General features: G+C 57.1%; 22 protein-coding genes. All 22 read right to left on the reverse strand.

The window, feature by feature from the left end:
* A partial coding sequence (locus tag ACRAUW_RS07175) for an Hpt domain-containing protein (protein ID WP_431361728.1) occupies positions 1-891 on the reverse strand: 891 nt, incomplete at its 3' end.
* A gap of 11 nt (positions 892-902) precedes the next feature.
* Positions 903-1,643 carry a protein phosphatase CheZ gene (locus tag ACRAUW_RS07180; RefSeq protein WP_431361729.1) on the reverse strand — a complete coding sequence of 247 codons (741 nt, stop codon included), beginning with the start codon at positions 1,641-1,643 and terminating at the stop codon, positions 903-905.
* A gap of 12 nt (positions 1,644-1,655) precedes the next feature.
* Complete coding sequence (gene cheY / locus ACRAUW_RS07185) at positions 1,656-2,027, reverse strand: chemotaxis response regulator CheY (RefSeq protein ID WP_005334709.1); 372 nt, start codon at positions 2,025-2,027, stop codon at positions 1,656-1,658.
* A gap of 123 nt (positions 2,028-2,150) precedes the next feature.
* Entirely contained in the window at positions 2,151-2,870 is a 720-nt protein-coding gene (locus ACRAUW_RS07190; RefSeq protein ID WP_431361730.1) for an RNA polymerase sigma factor FliA, read from the reverse strand.
* Positions 2,863-3,738, reverse strand: coding sequence for a MinD/ParA family protein (locus ACRAUW_RS07195; RefSeq protein WP_431361752.1), 876 nt, complete (start codon positions 3,736-3,738; stop codon positions 2,863-2,865). The genes ACRAUW_RS07190 and ACRAUW_RS07195 overlap by 8 nt, the downstream gene beginning before the upstream one ends.
* 1 nt (position 3,739) lies before the next feature.
* Positions 3,740-5,167: a flagellar biosynthesis protein FlhF gene (gene flhF / locus ACRAUW_RS07200; protein WP_431361731.1), complete on the reverse strand. Its 1,428-nt coding sequence runs from the start codon at positions 5,165-5,167 to the stop codon at positions 3,740-3,742.
* A 16-nt stretch (positions 5,168-5,183) separates the two neighbouring features.
* Positions 5,184-7,286: a flagellar biosynthesis protein FlhA gene (gene flhA, locus ACRAUW_RS07205; RefSeq protein ID WP_431361732.1), complete on the reverse strand. Its 2,103-nt coding sequence runs from the start codon at positions 7,284-7,286 to the stop codon at positions 5,184-5,186.
* A gap of 107 nt (positions 7,287-7,393) precedes the next feature.
* Positions 7,394-8,524 carry a flagellar biosynthesis protein FlhB gene (gene flhB / locus ACRAUW_RS07210; protein WP_431361733.1) on the reverse strand — a complete coding sequence of 377 codons (1,131 nt, stop codon included), beginning with the start codon at positions 8,522-8,524 and terminating at the stop codon, positions 7,394-7,396.
* Positions 8,517-9,314, reverse strand: a complete 798-nt coding sequence (gene fliR, locus ACRAUW_RS07215) for a flagellar biosynthetic protein FliR (protein ID WP_431361734.1) — start codon at positions 9,312-9,314, stop codon at positions 8,517-8,519. Before fliR ends, flhB begins: the two co-directional genes overlap by 8 nt.
* Positions 9,311-9,580, reverse strand: coding sequence for a flagellar biosynthesis protein FliQ (gene fliQ / locus ACRAUW_RS07220; protein ID WP_431361735.1), 270 nt, complete (start codon positions 9,578-9,580; stop codon positions 9,311-9,313). The genes fliR and fliQ overlap by 4 nt, the downstream gene beginning before the upstream one ends.
* 25 nt (positions 9,581-9,605) lie before the next feature.
* Positions 9,606-10,379, reverse strand: a complete 774-nt coding sequence (gene fliP, locus ACRAUW_RS07225) for a flagellar type III secretion system pore protein FliP (protein ID WP_431361736.1) — start codon at positions 10,377-10,379, stop codon at positions 9,606-9,608.
* Positions 10,366-10,746, reverse strand: a complete 381-nt coding sequence (gene fliO / locus ACRAUW_RS07230) for a flagellar biosynthetic protein FliO (protein WP_431361737.1) — start codon at positions 10,744-10,746, stop codon at positions 10,366-10,368. The genes fliP and fliO overlap by 14 nt, the downstream gene beginning before the upstream one ends.
* On the reverse strand, positions 10,743-11,135 hold the full coding sequence (gene fliN / locus ACRAUW_RS07235; protein ID WP_005298791.1) for a flagellar motor switch protein FliN: 393 nt from the start codon (positions 11,133-11,135) through the stop codon (positions 10,743-10,745). Before fliN ends, fliO begins: the two co-directional genes overlap by 4 nt.
* Positions 11,136-11,184: 49 nt before the next feature.
* Positions 11,185-12,255, reverse strand: coding sequence for a flagellar motor switch protein FliM (gene fliM, locus ACRAUW_RS07240; RefSeq protein WP_431361738.1), 1,071 nt, complete (start codon positions 12,253-12,255; stop codon positions 11,185-11,187).
* A gap of 7 nt (positions 12,256-12,262) precedes the next feature.
* Positions 12,263-12,778, reverse strand: coding sequence for a flagellar basal body-associated protein FliL (gene fliL / locus ACRAUW_RS07245; RefSeq protein ID WP_431361739.1), 516 nt, complete (start codon positions 12,776-12,778; stop codon positions 12,263-12,265).
* Between the two features lie 57 nt (positions 12,779-12,835).
* Positions 12,836-14,776: a flagellar hook-length control protein FliK gene (locus ACRAUW_RS07250; protein WP_431361740.1), complete on the reverse strand. Its 1,941-nt coding sequence runs from the start codon at positions 14,774-14,776 to the stop codon at positions 12,836-12,838.
* 67 nt (positions 14,777-14,843) lie between these two features.
* Positions 14,844-15,284, reverse strand: a complete 441-nt coding sequence (gene fliJ / locus ACRAUW_RS07255) for a flagellar export protein FliJ (protein WP_431361741.1) — start codon at positions 15,282-15,284, stop codon at positions 14,844-14,846.
* A 27-nt stretch (positions 15,285-15,311) separates the two neighbouring features.
* Positions 15,312-16,643, reverse strand: a complete 1,332-nt coding sequence (gene fliI, locus ACRAUW_RS07260; protein ID WP_431361742.1) for a flagellar protein export ATPase FliI — start codon at positions 16,641-16,643, stop codon at positions 15,312-15,314.
* Between the two features lie 52 nt (positions 16,644-16,695).
* Positions 16,696-17,514 (reverse strand): flagellar assembly protein FliH, encoded by an 819-nt coding sequence (gene fliH / locus ACRAUW_RS07265; protein WP_431361743.1) that lies wholly within the window; start codon positions 17,512-17,514, stop codon positions 16,696-16,698.
* A 68-nt stretch (positions 17,515-17,582) separates the two neighbouring features.
* Positions 17,583-18,644, reverse strand: coding sequence for a flagellar motor switch protein FliG (gene fliG / locus ACRAUW_RS07270; RefSeq protein ID WP_431361744.1), 1,062 nt, complete (start codon positions 18,642-18,644; stop codon positions 17,583-17,585).
* On the reverse strand, positions 18,637-20,352 hold the full coding sequence (gene fliF / locus ACRAUW_RS07275; RefSeq protein ID WP_431361745.1) for a flagellar basal-body MS-ring/collar protein FliF: 1,716 nt from the start codon (positions 20,350-20,352) through the stop codon (positions 18,637-18,639). The genes fliG and fliF overlap by 8 nt, the downstream gene beginning before the upstream one ends.
* Before the next feature lie 62 nt (positions 20,353-20,414).
* Positions 20,415-20,732: a flagellar hook-basal body complex protein FliE gene (gene fliE, locus ACRAUW_RS07280; protein WP_005353687.1), complete on the reverse strand. Its 318-nt coding sequence runs from the start codon at positions 20,730-20,732 to the stop codon at positions 20,415-20,417.
* Positions 20,733-20,818: the final 86 nt, after the last annotated feature.

Consider the following 20,818-nt stretch of genomic DNA (forward strand, 5'->3'; position numbering starts at 1 on the left):
CGCAGGTGCCGCAGGTGCCGCAGGTGCCGCAGGTGCCGCAGGTGCCGCAGGTGCCAGAGTACTCTGAGGCCCTTGGCCACGGCCATGCAATTCATCAAGCAGACGCTCAAACTCATCATCATCGATAAGCTCGTCCACCTCTTTTTGCACCGACTTCAGAGGATTCACCTCTGGCGCCCCCATGTGCTGACCCTGGCCATGGAGCTGATCCAGCAAGGCCTCAAACTCATCATCGGTGATATCGCCAGACCCACCCGCTATCGGAGCTGCTGCAGAGCCCTTGGTCGGAGCTCCCCCCACACCGTGAAGCTCATCCAGCAGACGCTCGAATTCATCTGCGGATATTTCATCGATGGAACCGCCACCATTGACAGGAGCTGACTCACTGTTGATAGCTGCGGATTCAACAACTTCGGGAACAACCTCTTCAACTACCGATATTGCAGGTTCAGATTCTACAGCTGCAGCCGCACTGGTAGCAGTGCGTAGCTGCTCTTCCCCTTCCGGCTTGCACAACTCATGGAGATCATGAAGTAAATCATCTGACGCAGGGCTAGGCGCTTCGCGGTTTTGAACCTGAGCAAACATGACATTGATGGCATCCAGCGCTTGCAGGATCACATCCATCAGCTCTGCCGTAACGGTTCGCTTGCCATTGCGCAATATGTCGAACACGTTTTCAGCGCCATGGCATACATCAACCAGTTCACCGAGCGACAGAAAACCAGCACCCCCTTTCACGGTATGGAAACCACGAAAGATGGCATTCAACAGGTTCTTGTCATCGGGCCGCTTTTCCAAGTCGACCAGTTGTTCAGACAACTGTTCCAATATTTCGGATGCTTCGACCAGAAAGTCTTGCAGTATGTCTTCATCAACTTCGAAGGCCATGCGTCACTCCATTAGAATCCCAAGCTAGACAGCAGATCGTCCACATCATCCTGACCATTGACCACATCGGCACGAGCCTCGGGGTTCATGATCGGGCCCTCTGCTTCAATCCCGTTGACAGGAATACTACGGGTTGAATGCTCAGCAGAGTGCTCACCAAACATGGTCAGCATTTCTATTAATTTTGTTTCAACTTCCTGAACAAGCTTGATGACCTTGCGGATCATCTGACCGGTTAAATCCTGAAAATCTTGTGCCATCAGGATCTCTGTCAGCAGTTGCCGTAATTTATCGGCATCAGACTCTGAAGCCTTAATAAAATCATCAAGTTGATGGCATAAGGATTTGAACTGTCCGACATTCATGTCGCGGGACATCAGCGCATTCCAGTTCGGCATCACCATCTGGATATTATCATTCAGACGATCTGCTATCGGCAAACTGGCCTCCACCGCATCCATGGTGCGATTGGCCGCTTTGTCGGTCATATCGATAACGTAGCTCAAACGTTCCCGTGCATCAGGAATATCATGAGTAGCCAAATCGGGAATACGGGGGTCTAGACGAAATTCTTGAAGTGAATCATGCAGTTGTCTAGTCAGCTGACCAACTTTTTCAAACAGATCGGCTGCATTGGGAGCACATACATCGGCAAGCAGTTCATCGGCCAGCTCAAATTCGCCTTGCTCCAGATGAGCAACAAGCATCCTTGCCTGGTCGAGCGAAATCATTGCTCTCGTTTTGGCCATCATCCCTGCCACTCCTTAACCAATGCGTTCGAAAATTTTGTCGAGTTTTTCTTTGAGCGTTGCAGCGGTGAATGGCTTGACGATGTAACCATTGACGCCAGCTTGGGCGGCCTCAATGATCTGCTCACGTTTAGCTTCAGCCGTTACCATCAGTACTGGCAGATGCTTGAGCTTCTCATCGACACGGATGGCTTTAAGCAGATCGATGCCTTGCATGCCAGGCATGTTCCAGTCGGTAACAACAAACTGAAAGTCTCCATTTTTGAGCATCGGCAGCGCTGTATTGCCGTCATCCGCCTCATGGGTATTGTTGAATCCCAAGTCGCGCAGCAAGTTCTTGATAATCCGGCGCATCGTTGAAAAATCGTCAACAATGAGGATTTTCATGTTCTTGTCCAAAATTCCCTCCTAAATAGCCACCAGAGTGGCTCACTTACATGATGCTAAAAACGGGTTGTGTCGTGCGGATTATGCCTCAGAGTTTCATCTCAGTGTAGCCAGTACAAACACTTATAGATGCCAATCTCTCAAACGAGCACGCAATCTGTGCATTGCCTGACTGTGGATCTGGCTGACACGCGACTCGCTAACATTCAAAACCTCGCCAATTTCACGTAAATTCAGCTCTTCATCGTAGTAAAGAGAAAGAACCAAAGCCTCTCTCTCTGGTAGCCGACCAATTTGCTCGGATAGTTGAATCTGAAATCGCTCGGTCGCCAACTGATCGAATCCTGAGCCAGAAGGGGAATCATCAGGGTTGCCGATCACATCCTCGCTGACCCCCAAATCCTCTATGCCGATAATTTTTCCGCAAGAGACGTCTTGCAGCATCGCATGGTACTCAGCGATGGAGACCCCCATCTCGGCAGCAACCTCGGTATCCCGCGCGTCACGCCCGTGGGTCTGCTCGACATTTTCAATCGCTTCTGCGATAGCCCGGCTGTTGCGATGCACGGAACGTGGCACCCAGTCACCACGCCTTATCTCATCCAGCATGGCGCCACGGATGCGGATCCCTGCATAAGTCTCGAAACTGGCTCCTTTGCTACCGTCAAAGTTACGGGAGGCTTCAAGCAGCCCAATCATACCTGCCTGGATCAGGTCATCCAGCAAGACACTGCTGGGCAGACGAGCCAACAAATGCTGGGCAATTCGCTTGACCAAAGGAGCATGACGCTCCACCAGCACGTAGGAATCCTGATGACGCAAGTACGCTTGGGCTTTATTCACGGGAACCTTCCTGTGTTGTGGCCGGTTTCTGCAACAAATTTTCCAGGAAAAACTCCAGATGGCCGCCCGGCTGGTTGGGAACCGGCCAGCTCGCCGCCTTGTTGGCAAGGGCCCTAAACGCCAGTGCGGCCGGCGACTTGGGAAACGCCTCGACAATCAGTTTCTGCTTGCGTACTGCGGCGCGCAGGTTAGTGTCATAAGGAACACAGGCAACCAGTTCCAGCGAAGTGTCGAGGAAACGATCCGTTACCCGGGTTAATTTGGCAAAGAGCTCCTGCCCTTCGCGCAGGCTGCGCACCATATTGGCCACAACCTTGAAGCGAAACACACCGTGTTCCTTGGAGAGGATTTTGATGAGAGCGTAGGCATCGGTGATGGAAGTCGGCTCATCACAAACCACCACCATGATGTCCTGAGCTGCACGGGTGAAGCTCAGCACCATGTCGGAGATCCCCGCTGCCGTATCCACCAGCAAAATGTCAACCTGGGTCTTCATCTCGCTGAAAGCGCGAATAAGCCCGGCATGCTGCACCGGAGAAAGCTCGACCATGGACTGGGTGCCCGAGGTCGCAGGTACGATCATCATGCCGTAAGGGCCTTCGACGATGATGTCGTCGATGGTGCATTCACCCGCCAGGACATGAGAGAGGTTGCGATGAACCCGCAGCCCAAGCATGACGTCGACGTTGGCCAGACCTAGGTCGGCATCCAGCACCATCACCCGCTTGCCTTGGGCGGCCATCGCTCCGGCCACGTTCAGGGTCACGTTGGTCTTGCCCACGCCACCTTTACCACCGGAAACGGCGATTACTTTTACTCGATTGTTTTGACGCATTTTGCGCAGACCACTCGCCTGATCCATATACATGTTACTCATAAAACTCCGAATCTTCGGCCTCGCCAAAGCCTGCACCCCAGAAATAGGGCTCCTCTGTTTCTCGCTCCAGCGAGCCCATGGCAGCCCCGACGAGCTGCGCCGCATTGGCAACCTGAATATCTTCCGGAACCCTTTGTCCGTCAGTGATATAGCTGATGGGCAATGAATTCTGGATACACACGTTAATCACTTCGCCCAGATTCAGACTTTCATCCAATTTGGTAAGTATGCAGCCGCTTAATGGAATACGCCGGAAATGGTCAACCGCCTCCTGCATCACCCGACGCTGGGAAGTTGCCGACATCACCAGATAACTGCGGATCCGCACCTTGGCATTCTTGACCAGGGTATCGAGCTGCTCGGTCAGCCGGATATCCCGCTGGCCAACCCCGGCCGTATCGATAAGTACCAACCGACGATGGCGGAACTGATAAAGGGCATTGGCCAGCTCTTCGGCATCACGCACCTGCCGTACCGGGCAACCCATGATGCGGCCATAGGTCTGCAGCTGTTCATGGGCACCAATCCGGTAGTTGTCGGTGGTGATCAGCGCCACCTGATCAGCGCCATACTTCATGGCGAAACGGGCCGCCAACTTGGCTATAGTGGTGGTTTTTCCCACCCCGGTCGGCCCCAACAATGCAACTGCGCCCCCCTGACGTAAAATCTCGTCCTCGCTGATCTTGAGCTGGGCCGTCAACACTTCGGCCAACTGGGCCATCGCCTGATGGATGGACATATCTTCAGGAATAAGTCCCGCTAGTTGATCGGCAAATGCATCGTCAAAGCCTAATTTTTTGAGCTCCTTGATCAACAGTGCCCGCATCGGTTCACGGCGTTCCACCTCTTGCCACATCAGTCCGGAGATCTGGTGTTCAAGCAATTTGCGGATGCTGGCCATCTCCTTGCGCATCCCCTCCATCTCCTGATCCCGTTGATTGGATTGGGGGGCTCGAGGAGAAGTGGATGTGGCACGAGCCCGAGGTTTGGCAGGTTCGGGCGCAGCCCCCCACTGCCCCTGTTCGGCAAGAGTTTTCGGCGCTGCATTGCCAGCGGCCAGACCGGCTGATTGGCTATTGTCCATTGGCGCCGCATTGCCCGGCTTGAGCTTCTGCTGGCGCGCCAGCAAGGCGGCCAGGGTATCGGCATAATGTTCATTTTGCGCCTTCGTCGATATCGGCTCGGGGCGGTTCATCTGCCGTGCTGCAGACGAAATATTGACACTCTCATCGTTCAGCTGACGGCGAACCGGCGCATCTTTGGGCCCCGGAACCTGGGATTGATAATCGACAGCAGCAACTATCTCTACCCCTCCGGTGACCTTCTTGTTGGACATGATGACGGCATCAGGCCCGAGGGTCTCCTTGACCTCGGCGAGAGCCGTTCGCATGTCCTTGGCAAAAAACCGCTTAATCTTCACCCGTCGTCTCCGCTAACTAGTTCTGCCCTACCGCACTGACGATGCGGATCTGCTTGTCGTCGGGCACTTCCTGATAAGACAAAACCCGCAATCCAGGAATGGCATTCTTGACAAATTTCGCCAGGGTATTGCGCAAGATCCCCGATGTCAGAAGCACGGCCGGCTGGCCTTCCAGTTCTTGTCGTTGAGTGGCCTCCACCAGCGAGCGCTGCATCCGCTCTGCCAGACCCGGTTCAATACCGGCTCCATCACCGCCGCCGGCCTGCAGGGATTGATGCAATATACGTTCCAATTCAGGTGCCAAGGTAATCACTGGCAACTCGGGATCGGGTCCTGCAATCTCCTGCACAATCAGGCGACGCAGGGCAATCCGGCAAGCGGCGGTGAGCACTTCGGGGTCCGGACTGCGCGGCGCGTATTCAACCAGGGTCTGCAGAATAGTGCGCATATCGCGGATTGGCACGCCTTCATTGAGCAAATTCTGCAACACCTTCACAAGATTACCCATGCTGATCACTTCCGGCACCAGCCCTTCAACCAGCTTGCTCTGATGCTTACCAATCATGTCGAGCAGTTGTTGTACCTCGTCATGGCCCAATAACAGAGCTGCATGATTAGTGAGGATCTGGCTCATATGGGTAGCCACCACGGTTGCGGTATCCACCACCGTATAACCCAGAGTCTGTGCCTGAGAGACCATCTCCTTGGCAACCCAGACCGCCTCCAGTCCGAAGGCGGGATCCCGGGTGGCGATCCCCTGGATCTGGCCAAATACCTGCCCCGGATTGATGGCCATCTCTTTATCATGATAGACATTGGCCTCGCCGGTACAGACCCCCATCAAGGTGATGCGATACTGGTTAGGTGCCAGATCCAGGTTGTCGCGAATGTGGACGGCGGGGACCAGAAAGCCCAACTCTTGCGAAAGTTTCTTGCGCACCCCTTTAATCCGGTTGAGCAGTTCACCACCCTGATTGCGATCTACCAGCGGGATCAGCTGATAGCCCACTTCCAGCCCGATGATGTCCACCGGTTGCACATCGTCCCAGCTCAGCTCTTTCTGCTCATAAGGCTGTTCGGCAGTGGCGGGCAGCAGCTCGCCCTTGGCCGCTTTGGCAGCCGCCAGTTTCTCGCGGCGCAGCAACCACCAGGCGCCAGCGGCGGCGAGCGCCCCCAGACTCAGAAAGGCGAAGTGTGGCATCCCCGGCACCAGCCCCATCATAAGCAGGATGCCGGCAGAGATGATCAGTGCCTTGGGATTGTCAAACAGCTGACCCAGTACTGCGGTGCCCATGTCCTGATCGGTATTCTGACGGGTCACAATGATAGCGGCGGCGATGGAGAGCAGCAGAGAGGGGATCTGCGCCACCAGACCGTCACCGATGGCCAGCAGGGTATAGATCTCGGCCGATTCGCTGAAGGTAAGCTGGTGTTGCATCATCCCGATGATGAAGCCGCCGATGATGTTGATAAAGAGGATCATGATGCCCGCAATAGCATCCCCTTTGACAAACTTGGAGGCACCATCCATGGAGCCATAGAAGTCTGCCTCCTGAGTCACCTCTTGCCGGCGCTTCTTCGCCTCCTCCTGATTGATAAGGCCGGCGTTCAAATCGGCATCAATGGCCATCTGTTTGCCCGGCATCGCATCCAGGGTAAAACGGGCACTCACTTCCGCGATCCGGCCAGCACCCTTGGTGATGACCACAAAGTTGATGATCATCAGTATGGTAAAGACGATGATACCGACCGCATAGTTGCCGCCGATTACCACGTTACCGAACGCCTCGATCACATGACCGGCCGCTGCACTGCCATTGTGACCTTCCAGTAACACCACCCGGGTCGAGGCAACGTTCAACGCCAAGCGCAACAAGGTCGCGAGCAACAGTACGGTCGGAAAGGCAGCAAATTCGAGGGGACGGCGGGTATAGACGGATACCAGCAGCACCACGATGGAGAGGGCTATGTTGAACGAGAAGAGCACATCCAGCATCAGCGGCGGGATGGGCAGCACCACCATGCCGAGCGCAGCCAATACCAGCAGAGGGGTACCAAGGCCTTTACTCAATACTCCCCGGTGCTCTCTGAACCGGCCCAATACTGCCTTGAATTCCATTGCTCTTCTCAATTTCAACGTGCTGTTGCCAGATTAAAGCAAACATCAAGCCAACAATGCAATGTATTGATATACAATGGATTTATTTTGACAGTGTCAGAACTTTGTCATTTCCGATATTCGGTCGGAATGGGGAGATCTTTAGCCAGAGGCTGCGGACGGCGCCCCTGACCACGGCGGAACTTCTTGAGCTGGAAAACATAGGCGAGCACCTGGGCAACCGCCGCAAACAGCCCTTCCGGGATCTCGTGCCCCAACTCGGTTGAGTGGTAAATTGCCCGGGTCAAGGCCGGTGACGGCATGATGGGGACCTCGTACTCTCTGGCAATCTCTCTGATCTTCATTGCAATTTCGTCGGTACCCTTGGCCACGACCTTGGGGGCAGCACCGGGTTTGCCGGCGTCATATTTGAGTGCCACCGAGTAGTGGGTCGGGTTAGTGATCACCACATCAGCCTTGGGTACATCTCCCATCATCCTGCGCATCGCCATCTGCATCTGCAACTGCCGGATCCGCCCTTTCACTTCGGGTTTACCTTCGCTCTCCTTGTATTCGTCCTTCACCTCCTGCTTGGTCATCTTGAGCTGACGCATGTGATTCCAATGCTGGAACGGCACATCGATGGCAACAATGGGAAGCAGGGCGCAGCAGAGGATGATCAGCATCCAGAGAAAGAGCTCCAGCGCATCGATGATGCCGCCGGGAAATCCCTCCATGGAGAGGTTAAGCAGATGATTGAACTGGCTGGATAACATCCACCAGGCAAACAGGGTGATGAACACCACCTTGGCGATGGATTTGACCAGCTCGATCAGCGACTGCACCCCAAACATTCGCTTGAGTCCATTCAGTGGACTCAGCTTGCTCATCTTGGGCATCATTGCTTCGGTGGAGAAGTTCATCCCCCCCATCAAGGTATTGCCAATAAAGGCAGCAATCGCCACTAGCGCAAACAAAAGCCCCAGTGGCAGCACCAGTTCCCCCAGCAGCGTTGGCACTATAGCGATCATGGCATTGGGTTCGAACGCCTGCTCCCGCTCCAGGGTAAAGCCCATGGTGACAACCTTGACCATGGCGGCAGCCAGCGAGCCCTTGAGCATTAACAGGCCAAAGACCGCCGAGAGCAGAACGCTGGCGGTCCCCAACTCTTTTGAACGTGCAATCTGCCCTTTTTCACGGGCCTGTTGCAGTCGTTTGCCCGTGGGTTGTTCAGTACGTTCCTGGTCGGTATCAGCCATGAGCGCCCCCGAAGCACTGGGTGTTGATCAGCTCGCAACTGACCTCCTGCACCCGCTCCCACATGATGTCGAAGTGACCGAGGAACCCACCGATAGTGAGCCAGAGGATGAGCAAACCCGACATCATGCTGACCGCAAAGCCGATACTGAAGATGTTGAGCTGCGGCGCCGCCCGGGTCATCACACCAAAAGCAAAGTTGATCAGCAACAAGGCGATGATGGCAGAAAGCGCCATCACCAGTGAGGCCTGATACATCACACCGAGAAAACCGCTCAGAGTACGGATGGCAGGTAAAGTGAGTCCGATGTCCGACACCGGCAAGGTCTCAAAACTGAGGATCACCAACTGCAACATCACCAGATGACCGTCCAGTGCCAGAAACACCAGGGTTGCCAGCATCAGATAGAACTGTCCCACCACGGGGGCCGACTGGCCGTTCATCGGATCCACCTGGGTGGCAAAGCCGAGACTGGTCTGCATAGCGATGACCTGACCGGCCATCACAAAACTCTCCATCAGAAACTGGGTCATCAGGCCAAGGGCGATGCCGATCAACAACTGCTGGCCCAATACCAGAAAACTGGCGGCAGAGAAGAGTTCAATGGGGGGCATTTTCGGTAACAGCGGGGCAATCAGAAAAGTGATGGCAAGAGCCAGTCCCATCCGTACCCGTGCAGGGACGAGGCGGCTGCCAAAGACCGTCATCACCATCAGCAGGCTGCTCACCCGCGCCAGCGGCCAGAGGATAGAAGATAACCACTCCATGATCAGAGCGGTTGTGTAAGTCATCCCACCACCTCGGATATTTGACTGACCATCTGTACGAAGAAGTCCATCAGACTCTGCAGACCCCAGTGGGCACCAACCCCCAACGCAAACAGCGTCACAATGAGACGAGGCAGAAAGCTCAAGGTCTGTTCGTTGATGGAGGTGGCGGCCTGAAAGATTGCGACAATCAGGCCAACAATCAGGCCAGGCAGGATCACGGCACACACCATGATATTGACCAGCCAGAGCGCCTCGCGAAAGACGTCGACAAAGGTTTCAGGACTCATGTTCGGGCTCCTTGCGCTCGACCGGCTAACCGGCACCCAGTCCGAAACTGTTGGCCAGCGACCCCAGAATAAGGTTCCAGCCATCCACCATCACAAATAGCATCAACTTGAAGGGCAGCGAGACGATCATCGGCGAGAGCATCATCATCCCCATCGCCATCAGGATACTGGCGACCACCAGGTCGATGACCAGGAACGGCAAGAACAGCATAAAACCTATCTGGAAGGCGGTTTTCAGCTCGCTGGTGACAAATGCCGGGATCAACACTCGCAGCGGCACATCGGCAGGTTTCTCCACCTGCACGTTGGCGATCTCCATAAAGGTATTGAGATCCTTGAGCCGAGTCTGGGCCAGCATGAACTGGTGGATAGGCAACTCGGCCCGCTCAAGAGCCTCCTTTGCCTGAATGGTCTCCGCCAGATAGGGTTGCAACGCCTCATCATTGATGCGATTCAACACCGGCGACATGATAAAGAACGACATGAAGAGGGCGATGCCGATCAACACCTGGTTGGAAGGACTCTGTTGCAGACCGATCGCCTGACGCAAGATACCCAACACCACAATGATGCGGGTAAACGAGGTCATCATGATCACCATGGCCGGCAAGAAGGAGAGCGCGGTCATCAGCGCCAGCACTTGCAGGGTCAGGCTGTACTCCTGAGAGCCATCCCCCATGGTCTTGACAGTCACCGCCGACATGGCGTCCTGTGCCAGCGCAGGCCAAGAGCAAAACAGTGGTATCAGCAGGCTGACCAGCAGCCCCGTTTTCAGCCATAAGCCGTTAGCTTTTTTCATGCTTGCCCATCAATTTGCCAAGCTGCTGGGAAAACGCCTGCGGCTGATTTTCATCGAGCGGCTCCTCCAGCCGGTAGAGAAAGTTGACCTGCTGCGGTGTTACGCCGACCAGCAACTGCTGTTCGCCCACCTTGACCACCATCAGCTTCTCTTTGTAACCCACGGGCAACGAGGCGATGACCCGCATCTGGCCGCCACCCATTGCGGTCGCCAGCTTGCTCTTCTTGAGCAAAAAGCCCAGCACCAGAATGAGACCTATCACCATCAGACTGGAGAGCAACCAGGAACTCAGAGTGGGCGCAGTGGCGGATGCCGCCGTCTCGGCAAAGGCCGGAACAGACAGCAATAACAACAGGAGGCGCATCATTTGAGCTTCTTGATCCTTTCAATCTGGCTGATGACATCGGTCAGGCGAATACCGAACTTGTCGTTCACCACCACCACCTCGCCGTGGGCGATCAGGGTGCCATTGACCAATACATCCAACGGCTCGCCTGCGACCCGATCCAGCTCCACCACCGAGCCCTGGTTAAGCTGCAACAGGTTGCGAATGCTGATCTGGCTGCGGCCCACCTCCATGGCGATAGTGACCGGAATATCGAGAATGGTGTCGAGCTTGCGCCGCTCCTCGGCACTGATGGGGGCATCATCTTTCAACTCTTCCAGCGGGGCTGGCTTGGCTTCCGCCGTCACCTGCTCCTCCAGAGCCGCAGCCCAGGCATCAGCCATCAGATCCTCTTCCTCAGTTCCGCTCATCTTGTTTCCTTATGCTACTTCGTGACCGTTTACCGTAACAAACTGTCGATTATCGCTGTTGATCTTCGATGCTGCGCTCGAGCTCTTCCAGCTCGGCCTCGCCATCAATTCGCACCCCGCCCCGGGTGACCAGATGCATCTCAGTCTTGACCCCATCCGGGCGCTTGAGCTTGTCGATGATCTTGAGCGCCACATTGTCCTTGGTGCGGCCCATCTTGGCGTGGAAGGTGGGCAAGTCCTCGACATAGACCAGCAAATTTTCCGGCATCTCGACAGGGATGATATCACCGGGTCGCAGCTCCATCAGTTCACGCAGGGTGAGTTCGGTCTCAAGCAGCTTGGCCCGCAGCTCCACCTTGACGTCCATGATCTCGTCACGCAGCGCCTTGCTCCAGCGCACATCGGTATCCCCCTTATCACTCTGCACACCGGCATCCAGCAGCTCACGGATCGGCTCCAGCATAGAGTAGGGCATGGCCACGTGGAAATCGCCGCCGCCACCATCAAGCTCGATGTGGAACGAGCTGACCACGATCACTTCGGTCGGGCTGACGATGTTGGCCATCGCCGGGTTCACTTCGGAGTCGAGATATTCGAAGCCCACGTCCATCACCGGCGCCCAGGCATCCTTGTAATCCTCAAATACCAGCTTGAGCAACATCTGGATGATCCGTCGCTCGGTCGGGGTGAACTCGCGCCCTTCAATCTTGGCGTGATAGCGACCATCGCCGCCGAAGAAGTTCTCCACCAGGATGAAGACCAATCTGGCCTCCATGGTGATGAGCGCCGTCCCCTTGAGCGGGCGAAAGCGCACCATGTTGAGGCTGGTCGGCACAAACAGGGTGTGGACATACTCGCCAAACTTGAGCATCTGCACGCCGTTGATGGAAACCTCGGCGGTGCGACGCATCATGTTGAACAGGCTTATCCGCATATGGCGGGCAAAACGCTCGTTCACCAGCTCCAGCGTCGGCATGCGACCACGGACGATGCGGTCCTGGGAGGAGAAGTCGAACTGGGCGACACCGGGATCCCCCGCCGAGCCAATCTCTTCCTCTTCGACATCATCAACACCGTGCAAGAGGGCATCAATTTCGTCCTGACTTAACAGATCGCTCACGCTTCACCTACTGCATTACAAAGCCGGTAAACAGCACTTGTTCGATAACGGGGGAAGAGACCAGATCCTTGAGTACCCGACGGCACTCTTCCAGTGAATCCTTGCGCAGCTTCTCCTTGCCTTCGAAGGTCATCAGCTGTTCGGCACTGGCAGCACTGAATACCCGCAGCAAGGTGCCTTCAATCAGGGGGATATTCTGTTTGGCTAGCGTCTCATCGGCGGTACCGCGCACCATCAGCTGTATCTTGATCTGCACAAGACGATCTCGCTGGGCTCCCGCAACGTTGAAGACAAAGGGACGCGGCATCCCTACATACAGGGAGGGTTGCGGCGCTTCCACCTTGGTTTTGGCCTCGCCACCCTCCGCAGCTTCGGCAGGGGGCGTATCTGAGCCAGACAGCATAAACCAGGCGCCCGCCCCCCCCGCACCTAGCAAAATAACCGCCAGGGCAATGATAATGATCAGCTTCTTTTTCTTGCCCGCAGCCGGGTCTTTTAGCGTCAACTCGTTATCGTCAGCCATCCCTTGTCCACCCTAGTCTCAAACTTGTTCGATATCATAAACTTACTCGGGATTGCATCAAGCATAGAAATCAATTCCGGAACCGTTTGTCGATTCCACCAGCAAACCGAGGTTGGAAGTGGTGAGTTCTCCTTCAACCAACCCGTTACCTGACCGTAACTGACCACCACTCTGCCCCTGCTGACCCTGCCCGTTAAAGGTCGGCTGGCCCTGTTGTTGCTGTTGCTGTTGCTGTTGCTGCGACTGCTGCTGCACCAGGGTCTGGCCAAGCTGGATCCCTTGCCCTGCCAGCATGTCACGCAACCGGGGCATCGCCTGCTCCAGCATCTCGCGGGTCTGTCCATGTTGTACCACAAAATGAACGTTGGCCTGGCTGTCGGCCCCGATCTGGATTTGGATCTTCATCTTGCCAAGGCCGAGGGGATCGAGCTGGATTTCCGCCTGTTGCAGTTTTTCAGCCAGCATCACATTGACCTTCTGGTGCAATTCGGCAGGCGCTTCCTGACTGGCCAGTTTCAAATGGGGTAAATTCAGCGGCTCACGGCGCTGCGTCGTCTCAGCGGCAGGCGCCCGGCTATCGGCCACCTGTGGCTGAGTCTGGCTGTTCTGGCCATGCTGAACGGTCTGGCTCGGGCTGCTCTCGCTACTCGATGTCGTCGCAACCAGGCCCTTCTCCGCCTCACCGGCCTTCGGTTTCACCTCAAGCGACACCGCTTTTCGCACCTCGTCGGTGCCCGTTACTTCCATCTGCTTGATACCGGCTGAAATGGTCGACAGCGGCGCTTGCGGCCCCTGAGATTCGGCCTGCGCCAACATCTGCTGCGGCGCCACCATCACCGGGGCGGCAGCGCTATCGGTCTGAGTCGTCGCATTTGCCGTCACGCTGCCCTGAGCTGCGGCACTTTCTGCGGCACTTTGCGCCGTCGTCACGGGCGCCGAACCTTGATTGGCGGCGGTGGCTGGCTGCTGGCTACCCTCGGCGGCACTCTTTTCTGCCCCCTTGCCAGCTACCCCACTTCCATCCGCAGTTGCGGAAGTGGTTGCAGCACCCGCCTCAGGCTGTTTGAGCCCCTCATTGAAGGCCTTGAGCGCGGCCCCTTGAGTTGCGGCTTGCGTCGCCTGCCCCTTGTTAGTCAAAGCATTGCTGGCGGAGAGATCGGATTTGCTGTCGCCAGTCTCTTTGGTTGCAAGAGACTCCACGGATTTGGCGGTGCTTGCCGACTCATCGACCGGCAGCACCTTGGCCAGCAGGGCCATTCGCTCGGCCCCTGTGAGGGGCTTGGTCTGCTTGCCATCTGCTCCGAGGGTTTCGCCCTTGGCAGAAGCTTTCTCCCCGGACTGCCCATCCGCAGTAGTGGCGGCATCTTCACCTTCAGAGGAGAGAACGGCAGCAGAGGCATCGCCCTGCGCCACTACTCGCGCCGCTGAGGAGGATACGGTGGTTTCTGGAGTCGAGTTGGCGGTCGTCGCCAGCGGCGACTGCGCCCCGGTCTGACCGGCAAGCTGTTGGGCAATCCTGGCTGCGGCTGGGGTCTGCTCGCTTTCATCAAGCACAATCCCCTCCAGCTCACCCTCTTGCGGCAACGGATTGCCGTCTACCGCAGTGGCGCTCTGTTGGGCCGCCACCGCCAGCTGGGGAGTCACTAGCGAGGTATCGAGCTTGAGGGAGTCTTGCAGGCGCAGCAGAAAGTCGGTGGCAGGGACCTCCTCCACCTTGTTATCGGCGTCAGGATCCTGCTCCTTGCCGCTCTCCTCTTTGGGAGAGGCGCTCTCGGTCGCCAAAGATTTGGCTGAGCGGACATGGTTACCGCCCGGAGTGGCCTCGGCGGCGCCCTGTTCGCTGCTCTGAGCCTTGGCAATCAGGGTGGCGAAATCCCCCTTGCTGTCGCTGCCGGTTCCCCCATCGATACTTTTGCTCTCGACGGAACCGCTCAGAGGCGCTTTGTCCAACCCGTTGGCCGGAGCCGAAGGCGTTTGTGTCAACAGTGTCTGCATCATGATGGGATCCCTGAATTCTGGTGGCCCCCCAAGAGATGGCCGCCGACAATGTCCAGATCAAAGCAAGTTACAGGCCAGATTGATGAAAGCGTCGCAAGATGGCGTACTCATCCAGCATCTTCTGCTCCTGACGTTGGGCTTTCTGCTGCTCGCGGCTCGCCTGCTTCTCCAGCAACAGCTCTACCGCCTTGCGCCGCTGCTGGGCTGCCAGCCACTCTTCACGGCGCAGATCGAGGGCCTGACGCACCTGCAACACCCCTTCGTATTGTTGGGTCGCCGCCTGTTCAAGCTTGTTAATAAAGGCGTGATACTGGCTGTTTTGCTGGGGGGAAATCCCCAGCAGGCCGCGATCTGTCCACTGCTGGTGATAGATCTGGCGGTACTGGTTGAGGGCATTTTGCTGATCCATGAACAACTTGAGATCCTGCTGCGCCTTCGCCAGCGCCAGCGCACACTGCTGCTCCGCCTCCACCAACCGATCGGCCAACAATACCAACCCTTTACTCATCGTCGACCTCTCTGTTTCCGACCATCATCAACGCATCAGTGGCATGGCCACCATCTGCAAGGCTTGCAGGCCATCATCGTAGGGAATGACCTCGCGCATCCCTTGCTGCAAGAACTGATCCAGATAGGGTTTTTGGATGATGGCGCGGTCGATACGCGGATCAGCCCCCTGGCTGTAGGCGCCGATGGTAATGAGATCCCGGTTCTGCTGGTAGAGGGAGTAGAACTGCTTGAGGGTGCGTGCCAGCCCCATATGTTCAGGCGAGGTCACCATAGGCATGACCCGGCTGATAGATTTCTCGATATCGATAGCCGGATAGTGGCCCGCATCGGCCAGCTCACGGGACAACACTATGTGGCCATCGAGGATCGCCCGGGCCGCATCGGCGATGGGGTCCTGCAGGTCATCCCCCTCGGTCAGTACGGTGAAGAAGGCTGTGATGGAGCCTTGGCCATCACTGCCGTTGCCAGCCCGCTCCACCAGCGCCGGTAATTTGGCAAATACTGAGGGCGGATAGCCCTTGGTCGCCGGTGGCTCGCCCACCGCCAGCGCGATTTCACGCTGGGCCTGGGCATAACGGGTCAGCGAATCCATCAAGAGCAGCACGTTGAGCCCCTGATCGCGGAAATACTCTGCAATGGCCAGTGCGGTTTCACACCCCTTGAGACGCATCAGCGGTGAGGCATCAGCGGGAGCCGCCACCACCACAGAACGGGCACGCCCCTCCTCGCCCAGGATCTCCTCGATGAACTCCTTCACCTCGCGCCCCCGCTCGCCGATAAGCCCTACCACGACCACATCGGCTACCGAGCCGCGGGTCATCATACCGAGCAGCACCGATTTACCGACGCCTGAGCCGGCAAACAGCCCCATCCGCTGACCCTGCCCGACGGTCAGCACCGCATTGATGGCACGCACCCCGACATCCATCGGCTGATGAATGGGGCGACGCGCAAGCGGATTGATGCGGTGCTGGGCAAACTGCACCGTTTGGGAGGAGAGAATGGGGCCGAGACCATCGAGTGGCTGGCCGATGCCGTCGATCACCCGACCAAGCAGATTCATGCCGACCGGAATACCGTGCTCTTCGGTGATAGGCACCACCCGGGCACCAGGGATCACCCCCTTGAGCTGCTCGCTCGGCATCAGATAGAGGCGATCGCCGGAAAAACCGACCACTTCAGCCTCCAGCGTGCCATCAAGGGTATCGATACGGCAGAGTGCGCCGATGGCGGCACGACAGCCGATGGCTTCGAGTGTCAGCCCCACCACCCGGGTCAACTTACCGGCAACCGGCGGTTTGGGGGCGCTGTCGCGCACCTTGTACCCTTGCAACCGGTTCAGTAGCGAGCGGCTCATCTGGCCTCCTGGAAGCTAAAAAGTGCAGCCGGACGACAAGGTCCAGCATCGGTTATGGGCGTGAGTCCTGCGAAGCCGGTTTCTGCGACGCATTGTCCCGCAAGAAGTTGCGCAGCAACTGATCGATGCGCCCGGAGAGGGTCAAATCGATGCTGGAGAGTTCGGTGGCCAGTTGCAGATCGCCGGGAGAGAGGGTGGGATCGCTCTGCAATCGCCAATGACGCTTGGCGCACTCTTCGGCGCCAAATGCCAGCTCGATTCGCGCGATATCGTCGGGATGCAACATCAGGGTCACCCCCTGCTCGGCGGCTGGCAGCAAGGCCAGCCCCTCCTTGAGCGCCTCCAACAGAATGCGGGGGGAGGTTTCTGCTTCGTGACAAATTAGCGAGCGGGCCAGTTGCATCACCAGCGAGACCAGCTGCTGCTCCACCGCCTGATCCAGCTCGTTAAGCGGATTGGCAAGGCGGGCGGCGAGCCCCTGCCAACGGGCGATCTCCTGCTCCACCAGCTCGCGGCCCATGGCCAGCCCCTCTTCACGCCCCTGTTCGAAACCGGCACTGTGGCCCTGTTGCAATCCTTCCAGCTTGCCCTCTTCCTGACCCTTGGCAAAACCGGCCTCACGCCCTTCCACCATCCCCTCTTCCCAGGCGGTCTGACGGATCGCCTCAAGCTCTTCGGCGGTGATGCTGGGGGTTGGCACCTGTTCGGGCTCCGGCTCAACGACCTCTTCTTCCTGCTGATACCAACCGGGGGCAAGACCGAGGGCGTTGCTCTCGGCCACTGCATCCACCTCCATCTCGGGCCAGCCCCAGGTCTCAACCCGGGCCTCATCGCCCTCGGGGCGCACGTAACCACGCAGTTTGTTGTTCATGCTTTGCGCGGCTCCTCGCCACTGCCGGATGCGGGCTTGACATCGAGGTTCTGTTTATGGGCCATGGCTTAGAGGAACTCCTCACCGCCACCGGCACCCAGCATGATCTCGCCGGCATCCGCCAGGCGACGGGCGATGGAGAGGATCTCTTTCTGGGCCGCTTCCACTTCGGAGACCCGAATCGGCCCCATGGCCTCCAGATCGTCTGCCAGCATTTCCGCCGCCCGTTTGGACATGTTCTTGAAGATCTTTTCACGCATCTGATCGTCGGAGCCCTTGAGGGCGCGTTGCAGCAGATCCCCCGGCACTTCCCGCAGCATGGTCTGGATGCCGCGGTCGTCCACATCGATGAGGTTCTCGAACACGAACATCAAATCCTGGATCTGCTGGCTCATCTCTTCGTCCGACTCGCGGATGGAGTCCATCAGCTGGCCTTCGATATTGGTATCCAGGTAGTTCATGATGTTGGCGGCTGCCTTCAGGCCGCCCATCTTGGCTGCCTGGGCACCGGCCGCACCGGCGAACTGTTTCTCCATGATGTCGTTCAGCTCTTGCAGGGCCGCCGGTTGCACCTCTTCGAGGTTGGCAATACGCATCACCAGATCAAGGCGCACCTGCTCAGGGAACTGGCTCAGGATCTCGGCGGATTGCTCCGGCTCCAGATAGGAGAGCACGATAGTCTGGATCTGCGGGTGTTCGTTCTGGATGATGCTGGCCACCTGACGGGCATCCATCCACTTGAGCGAATCGAGGCCGCGGGCGCCGGAACCGAGAATGATCTGGTCCACCAGGTTGCTCGCCTTGTCCTCGCCAAGCGCCGCCACCAACGCCTTGCGCACGAAGTCTTCGCTGCCGATACCGATGTTGGTGTACTTCTGGATATCGTCGATGAACTGACGGTGCACCGCCGCCACCCGATCGTGACTGAAGTCGGACATGGAGGCCATCGACATGCCGAGCCGCTGCACCTGCTTGGGCTCGAGATGACGGAATATCTGGGCGGCATCATCTTCATTGAGGCTCAGCATCAGTACCGCAGCCATCTCCATTCCCGACATCTGGTCGAGGATCTGGCGCTGACTGTCGGTGATGTCATTGCCGGTGACTTGACTCTTCTTTTCTTCAGGCATCTTTGTTCGCTACCCACTCTTTAATGACCTGAGCGGCCAGATCAGGCTCGTTCGCCACCAGTGCACGGACCGCCTTGAGCAAGTCTTCGTCACGGTGCAGATCAGGCAATTTCAGTTGGCCATCGCGCAGTCCGAATACAGGTTCTGCTTCGGCCTGTGCCGCCAGCAAACTGAGTTCATCGTCGCCACCCAGCACAGTATGGTTGTCAAAGTCGAGCTCTCCTTCCGGTTTGGCATCCGGGTAGAGCAGTCGCTTGAGCATGGGGCGCACCACTGTAACGATCAAGACGATGATCACCAGTACCGATGCGGCAATGCGCACCGCGCGCCAGAACCAAGGCTGCTCATAGATGGGCAGATCGGCAACCGTTTCCAGCTCGGGGCGGTTAAACGGAATGGCGACCACCTCAAGGGTATCACCACGAGTCACATCAAAGCCAAGACCACCGCTCAGCAAACGGCGCAATGTATCTAATTCCGCCTGGCTACGGGCCTCACGGGTCACGGCCCCATCTGCGCCGGGCACCGCCTTATAATCCACGGCAACCGAAACGGTCATACGGCGAATGCCCCCCATCTGGCGGCGGGTATGACTGACGGTGGTATCCAGCTCGAAGTTGCGGGTCGCCTCTTTGCGGGAGCGACCAGCAGCAACTGTAGTGGTACCATCAGCAGCAGTGGTCGTGACCTGCTCGGGAATAGTGGAGGCAGCTGGAGGCTGATTGGAGAGGGAACCGGGCACGCCACCATTACTACCGCTGGCGCTGTTCTCTTCCAGGGTCATCTCGGAGCGCACCGCAGGCAGGTCGGGATTGTAGGTTTTTCGGGTCTGCTCCTGCTGGGAAAAATCGAGGGAGAGATCCACTTCCGCCGTATAGTTGTCAGCACCCAGCACCGGGATCAGGATGGCGTCAATTTTTTGTTTGTACTCCAACTCCTGCTTCTGCTGCATGGCAAACTCTTTGCGAGTCTGGGCAGAGAGTGGATCTTGCGAGCCTGAGTTGAGCAGGCGGCCATTCTGATCTGTGACAGTCACGCGGGTCGGTTCGAGACCGTGCACAGCGGAAGCGACCATATCGACAATAGAGTCCACCTCACCTTGCCCCAGCGCAGCCCCTTTCAGATTGAGTACAACAGTGGCACTGGGTTTGCGCTCGTTGCGAGCAAACACGTTGTCTTTTGGAACAGCCAGCAACACCTGAGCTTTGGCCACATTCTGGAACTGCTCGATAGCACTCGCCAGCTGGCGCTCCCGGCTCAGCTTCAGACGCTCGTTTTCCATCCGCTGACTGACACCGAAGCTCGAATCTTTCAGCAGGATCTCTTCACCACCGTTGGTTGCATCGGCTACATTGGCCAAACCGGCACGAGTCAGTTCCAACTGGATAGTTGGATAATTTTCGGCACTGACCAGGACGCTCTTGCCATCCACTTCATAGGGGATCTTCTGCTGATCGAGGAAATCGAGGGTCTTCACCAACTCCTGGGTGGTGTAGGTGCCAAGGGGACGCATATCCGGCTCCTTGCCCCACAGCAGGATGAAAACGGCGATGGCCAGACAGATAGCAAGCCCCAGGATCAGGGTGATCTGACGCAGCACATCGGTATTAGACAAAAAGCCCAGCGCTGAACTCTTCTGCTCATTTTCATCGAGAGCGGCGGAGCCCTCATCGTTTATCAGCAGCTCGCCGTTTTGGTCAGTAGCCACGATTTATGTCCTTATTGCTGACATGTTCATGATGCCCAGTCGCCATGATTCGTTGAGATCCCTTATACCGGCATGTTCATGATGGTCTTGTAAGCATCGACCATCTTGTTGCGCACCTGTACCGTGGCTTCAAAGGCGATGGACGATTTTTGGCCCGCGATCATCACCTCGGCAAGATCCACCGACTTGTCGCCCATATCGAAACGGGTGCGCAGGTCATTGGCGGCGCCTTGCAGCTCGTTGACATTGCCAAGCGCCTGCTGCAGCAGCAGACCAAAATCGGAGGTTACCTGACGACCGGGTTGTGCCAGCGGTGTTGCGCCTGCTTCGATCTTGAGTGCCTGCATCTCTTGCATCAGGCTGCTTGCACTAATTTCCATTTTTCATCCCCAGACAAATCATTGACGCTGACAGCCAACAAGCAATTATAATGCCAAACAATAAAAACAAGTCAGGGCAAGGGTTG

Source organism: Aeromonas sp., assembly GCF_050633025.1.
GTDB lineage: Bacteria > Pseudomonadota > Gammaproteobacteria > Enterobacterales > Aeromonadaceae > Aeromonas.